The sequence below is a fragment of the Streptomyces sp. ActVer genome, assembly GCF_027270795.1.
GTDB lineage: Bacteria > Actinomycetota > Actinomycetes > Streptomycetales > Streptomycetaceae > Streptomyces > Streptomyces umbrinus_A.
The window spans coordinates 1-4,809 of sequence record NZ_JAPWHT010000618.1 but is presented as its reverse complement, the minus strand read 5'-3'; the positions used below and the strand labels follow the sequence as shown (position 1 = coordinate 4,809).

Genomic DNA, 4,809 nt, shown 5'->3' with positions numbered 1-4,809 from the left:
GAGCGCCCGGACGGGACACGGAATCCGCTGCAGACGGTGCCGCTGACGGAGAAGATCCAGGCCGAGCGGTTCGACGCGGTGTTCGGCGGCGGACGCCGGGACGAGGAGAAGGCCCGCGCCAAGGAGCGGGTGTTCTCGCTGCGCGACGAGTTCTCCCAGTGGGACCCGCGCCGCCAGCGCCCCGAGCTGTGGAACCTCTACAACGGACGGCACGCGCCCGGCGAGCACGTCCGCGTCTTCCCGCTGTCCAACTGGACCGAGCTGGACGTCTGGCAGTACATCGCCCGCGAGGGCATCGAACTCCCCGAGATCTACTTCGCGCACGAGCGCGAGGTCTTCCAGCGCGCCGGCATGTGGCTCACCGCGGGCGAATGGGGCGGCCCGAAGGAGAGCGAGAGCGTCGAGACCCGTCTCGTCCGCTACCGGACCGTCGGTGACATGTCCTGCACGGGTGCCGTCGACTCGGACGCCACCACGCTGGACGCCGTGATCACCGAGATCGCCGCCTCCCGGCTCACCGAGCGGGGCGCCACCCGCGCCGACGACAAGATGTCCGAGGCCGCGATGGAAGACCGCAAGCGCGAGGGGTACTTCTAACCATGACCAGCACCACCGAACCCACCGTGCCGCTGTCGGTCGAGCAGCTCTCCGCCACGACCCTGCTGCGCTTCGCCACCGCCGGGTCCGTCGACGACGGCAAGTCCACCCTTGTCGGCCGCCTGCTGCACGACTCCAAGTCGGTCCTCACCGACCAGCTGGAGGCCGTGGAGCACGCCTCGCGCAACCGCGGCCAGGACACACCCGACCTCGCACTGCTCACCGACGGCCTGCGGGCCGAGCGCGAGCAGGGCATCACCATCGACGTGGCGTACCGCTACTTCGCCACGGCCCGGCGCCGGTTCATCCTCGCCGACACGCCCGGACACGTGCAGTACACCCGCAACATGGTGACGGGTGCCTCCACGGCCGAACTGACGGTGGTCCTCGTGGACGCCCGCAACGGCGTCGTCGAGCAGACCCGGCGCCACGCGGCGATCGCCGCGCTGCTGCGCGTCCCGCACGTCGTGCTGGCGGTCAACAAGATGGACCTCGTCGCGTACAAGGAGTCCGCCTTCGCGGCGATCGCCGAGGAGTTCACGGCGTACGCCTCCGAGCTGGGCGTTCCCGAGATCACCGCGATCCCGATCTCGGCGCTCGCCGGTGACAACGTGGTGGACCCGTCCGCGAACATGGACTGGTACGGCGGCCCGACCTTCCTTGAGCACCTGGAGACGGTCCCGGTCAGCCACGACCTCACGACCTGCCACGCGCGTCTGCCCGTGCAGTACGTGATCCGTCCGCAGACCGCCGAACACCCGGACTACCGGGGGTACGCGGGCCAGATCGCAGCCGGCGCCTTCCGTGTCGGCGAGTCGGTCACCGTACTGCCCTCCGGCCGTACGTCGCGGATCTCCGCGATCGACCTGCTCGGCGCACCGGTCGACGTGGCCTGGACGACGCAGTCGGTGACCGTCCTCCTGGAGGACGACGTCGACATCTCGCGCGGCGACCTGCTCGTGCCGACCAAGGACGCACCCGCGACCACGCAGGACATCGAGGCGACCGTCTGCCACGTCGCCGACGCGCCGCTGACCATCGGCCACCGCGTGCTGCTCAAGCACGGCACCCGCACGGTCAAGGCGCTCGTCAAGGACATCCCGTCCCGGCTGACGCTCGACGACCTGTCGCTGCATCCGCACCCGGGCCACCTGGACGCCAACGACATCGGCCGCGTCAAGATCCGTACGGCCGAGCCGCTGCCCGTCGACTCGTACGCCGACTCCCGGCGCACCGGTTCGTTCATCCTGATCGACCCGTCCGACGGCACCACGCTCACCGCGGGCATGGTCGGCGAGTCCTTCGCCTCCCCGGAGCCGGTCAAGGCCGAGGCGGACGACGACGGTTGGGACTTCTGACATGACTTCCCACGACTTCCACTCCACCGACTTCTACTCCACGTTCGCGAAGGAGGGCGGCCGCGTCGGCAGCGGCGCGCTGGGCAGCGGGCAGGGCGGGGTGGCGCGATGTGCGGCGAGGTGACGGCCCCCGTGGGGCCTGAGCACGCGCACTGTCTGTGCGTCATCGCTCCCCACCGCCTGCGAAAGCGAAGACCAGCCGACCTCCCGGCCACGACCTGAGAGACGTGACCGCCGGGCCGACGAGAGGAACACCTCCCGTGCCTGCCACCCGAAGGAAGCTGCGCCGCGGCCTCGCCGCCGCGGCCGCTCTGCCCCTTCTCGCGCTCGCCGCAACCGCCTGTGGCTACGGGTCCGAGGCCAAGGACGGCGACACGTCGAAGGTCGCCGCCGTGGGCAAGAAGGTCGACGGGCTCGACTCCGTGCGGATCGGCTACTTCCCGAACCTGACGCATGCCACGGCGCTCGTGGGCGATCAGGAGGGGCTGCTGCAGAAGGAACTGGGCGGCACGAAGGTCTCGTACTCGCAGTTCAACGCGGGGCCCGCGGAGATCGAGGCGCTCAACTCGGGTTCGATCGACATCGGCTGGATCGGCCCCTCCCCCGCGATCAACGGTTACAGCACGACCGACGGCAAGGGCCTGCGGATCATCGGCGGTTCCGCGTCCGGCGGTGTGAAGCTCGTGGTCAACCCGGACAAAGTCAAGTCCCTGAAGGACGTCAAGGGCAAGAAGATCGCGACCCCGCAGCTGGGCAACACCCAGGACGTGGCGTTCCTGAACTGGATCGCCGAGCAGGGCTGGAAGGTCGACGCGCAGAGCGGCAAGGGTGATGTGTCGGTGGTGCGCACCGACAACAAGATCACCCCGGATGCCTACAAGTCGGGTTCCATCGACGGCGCGTGGGTGCCCGAGCCGACCGCGTCCAAGCTGGTCGCCGAGGGCGGCAAGGTGCTCCTGGACGAGGCCGACCTGTGGCCGGACAAGAAGTTCGTGATCACCAACATCATCGTGTCGCAGAAGTTCCTCAAGGAGCACCCGGATGTGGTGCAGGCGGTGCTGCGCGGCTCGGTGAAGACCAACACGTGGATCAACGCCAACCCGGACAAGGCGAAGGCGGCCGCGAACACCAAGCTGCAGGAGCTGTCCGGCAAGCCGCTGCCGGCCGACGTGCTGGACCCGGCGTGGAAGTCGATCCAGTTCACCGACGACCCGCTGGCCTCGACCCTGAACACCGAGGCCGACCACGCGGTCAAGGCGGGTCTGCTCAAGCAGCCGAAGCTGGACGGCATCTACGACCTGAAGCCGTTGAACAAGGTCCTCAAGGCCGAGGGCAAGAGCCCGGTCGACGACGCCGGACTCGGCGTCAAGTAACCCCCCGCACAAGCCCGGACACCCGCCCCTTTTATCCGCATGAGTTCCCAGGAGGTGACGACCATGGCAACCGCCCTCGCCAAGGCCGCCGACACCGGCACGTCGGTGGAGTACGCCGCGCGGATCGAGCACGTCTCGAAGTCCTTCACCACCCCCGCCGGCCGCCAGCTCGTCCTGGACGACATCACCCTCGATGTCGCACCCGGCGAGTTCGTCACCCTCCTGGGAGCCTCCGGCTGCGGCAAGTCCACCCTGCTCAACCTCGTCGCCGGCCTCGACCAGCCCACGGCGGGCGGCATCAGCACCGACGGCCGCCCCGCCCTGATGTTCCAGGAACACGCCCTGTTCCCCTGGCTGACCGCGGGCAAGAACATCGAACTCGCCCTGAAACTACGGGGCGTGGCGAAGGCCGAGCGGCGCACCAAGGCGGAGGAGCTGCTGGCCCTGGTCCGGCTGGAGGGCGCCTACGGCAAGCGGGTGCACGAGCTGTCCGGCGGAATGCGCCAGCGCGTCGCGCTCGCCCGCGCGCTCGCCCAGGACAGCAAACTCCTCCTGATGGACGAGCCGTTCGCCGCCCTGGACGCCATCACCCGAGACGTGCTGCACGACGAACTGACCCGCATCTGGCGCGAGACCAGCGTGTCGGTGCTCTTCGTCACCCACAACGTCCGCGAGGCCGTCCGCCTCGCCGAACGCGTGGTCCTCCTGTCCTCCCGCCCGGGCCGTATCGCCCACGAATGGACGGTCGACATCCCGCAGCCACGCCGTATCGAGGACTCCGCCGTCGCGGAACTGTCCGTCGAGATCACCGAACAACTGCGTGGGGAGATCCGCCGCCATGGCCAGCACTGACACCGGGGTCGACATCAAGAAGGACGGCTCCCCGGCCGCCGGGGAGTCCCAGGACCCGCACGATCTGGCGGGACTGGAGGCCGGCCTCGACGCACTGGATTCGGTGCGGGTCGACCGTACGCCGGTGCGCGAGACCCTGATAGGCAAGGTGTTGCCACCCGTTGTCGCGGTGGCACTGGTGCTGGTTGTCTGGCAGGTCCTGGTCTGGGCGAAGGTCACCGACAGCTACAAGCTGCCCGCGCCGTCCGCGGTGTGGAGCGAACTGACCGACGCCTGGCGGCAGGGCACCCTGCTGGAGTACATCTGGACCAGCGTCTCGCGCGGCCTGCTCGGCTTCGCCATGGCCCTCGCGATCGGCACCCCGCTGGGGCTGCTGGTCGCCCGCGTGAAGTTCGTCCGCGGGCCATCGGCCCGATCCTCTCCGGGCTCCAGTCGCTGCCGTCCGTGGCCTGGGTGCCGCCCGCCGTGCTCTGGCTGGGCCTCAACAACTCGATGATGTACGCCGTGATCCTGCTCGGCGCGGTCCCCTCGATCGCCAACGGACTGGTCTCCGGCGTCGACCAGGTACCCCCGCTCTACCTGCGGGCCGGCCGCACCCTCGGCGCCACCGGGCTGCGCGGCACCTGGCA

The 4,809-nt window shown here is 69.6% G+C and carries 5 protein-coding genes and 1 pseudogene; all 6 read left to right on the top strand.

Features of this window, described 5'->3' with window-relative positions:
* Positions 1-597: sulfate adenylyltransferase subunit CysD (cysD, locus tag O3Q52_RS48980; RefSeq protein ID WP_269654911.1), on the top strand; the 597-nt coding region annotated here is incomplete at its 5' end.
* Between the two features lie 2 nt (positions 598-599).
* A complete protein-coding gene (locus O3Q52_RS48975; RefSeq protein ID WP_269654910.1) occupies positions 600-1,955 on the top strand; it encodes a sulfate adenylyltransferase subunit 1 in 1,356 nt (451 codons plus the stop codon).
* A 1-nt stretch (position 1,956) separates the two neighbouring features.
* Entirely contained in the window at positions 1,957-2,079 is a 123-nt protein-coding gene (locus tag O3Q52_RS48970; protein ID WP_269654909.1) for a hypothetical protein, read from the top strand.
* Between the two features lie 136 nt (positions 2,080-2,215).
* On the top strand, positions 2,216-3,328 hold the full coding sequence (locus tag O3Q52_RS48965) for an aliphatic sulfonate ABC transporter substrate-binding protein (protein WP_269654908.1): 1,113 nt from the start codon (positions 2,216-2,218) through the stop codon (positions 3,326-3,328).
* Positions 3,329-3,391: 63 nt separating this feature from the next.
* A complete protein-coding gene (locus O3Q52_RS48960) occupies positions 3,392-4,180 on the top strand; it encodes an ABC transporter ATP-binding protein (RefSeq protein ID WP_269654907.1) in 789 nt (262 codons plus the stop codon).
* Positions 4,167-4,809, top strand: a pseudogene (locus O3Q52_RS48955) (ABC transporter permease); the annotation flags it as partial. The gene O3Q52_RS48960 and the pseudogene O3Q52_RS48955, both read left to right, overlap by 14 nt.

Coding starts and splice junctions, on each gene's coding strand:
- O3Q52_RS48975 (WP_269654910.1), top strand. CDS start 600: ATGACCAGCACCACCGAACCCACCGTGCCGCTGTCGGTCGAGCAGCTC.
- O3Q52_RS48970 (WP_269654909.1), top strand. CDS start 1,957: ATGACTTCCCACGACTTCCACTCCACCGACTTCTACTCCACGTTCGCG.
- O3Q52_RS48960 (WP_269654907.1), top strand. CDS start 3,392: ATGGCAACCGCCCTCGCCAAGGCCGCCGACACCGGCACGTCGGTGGAG.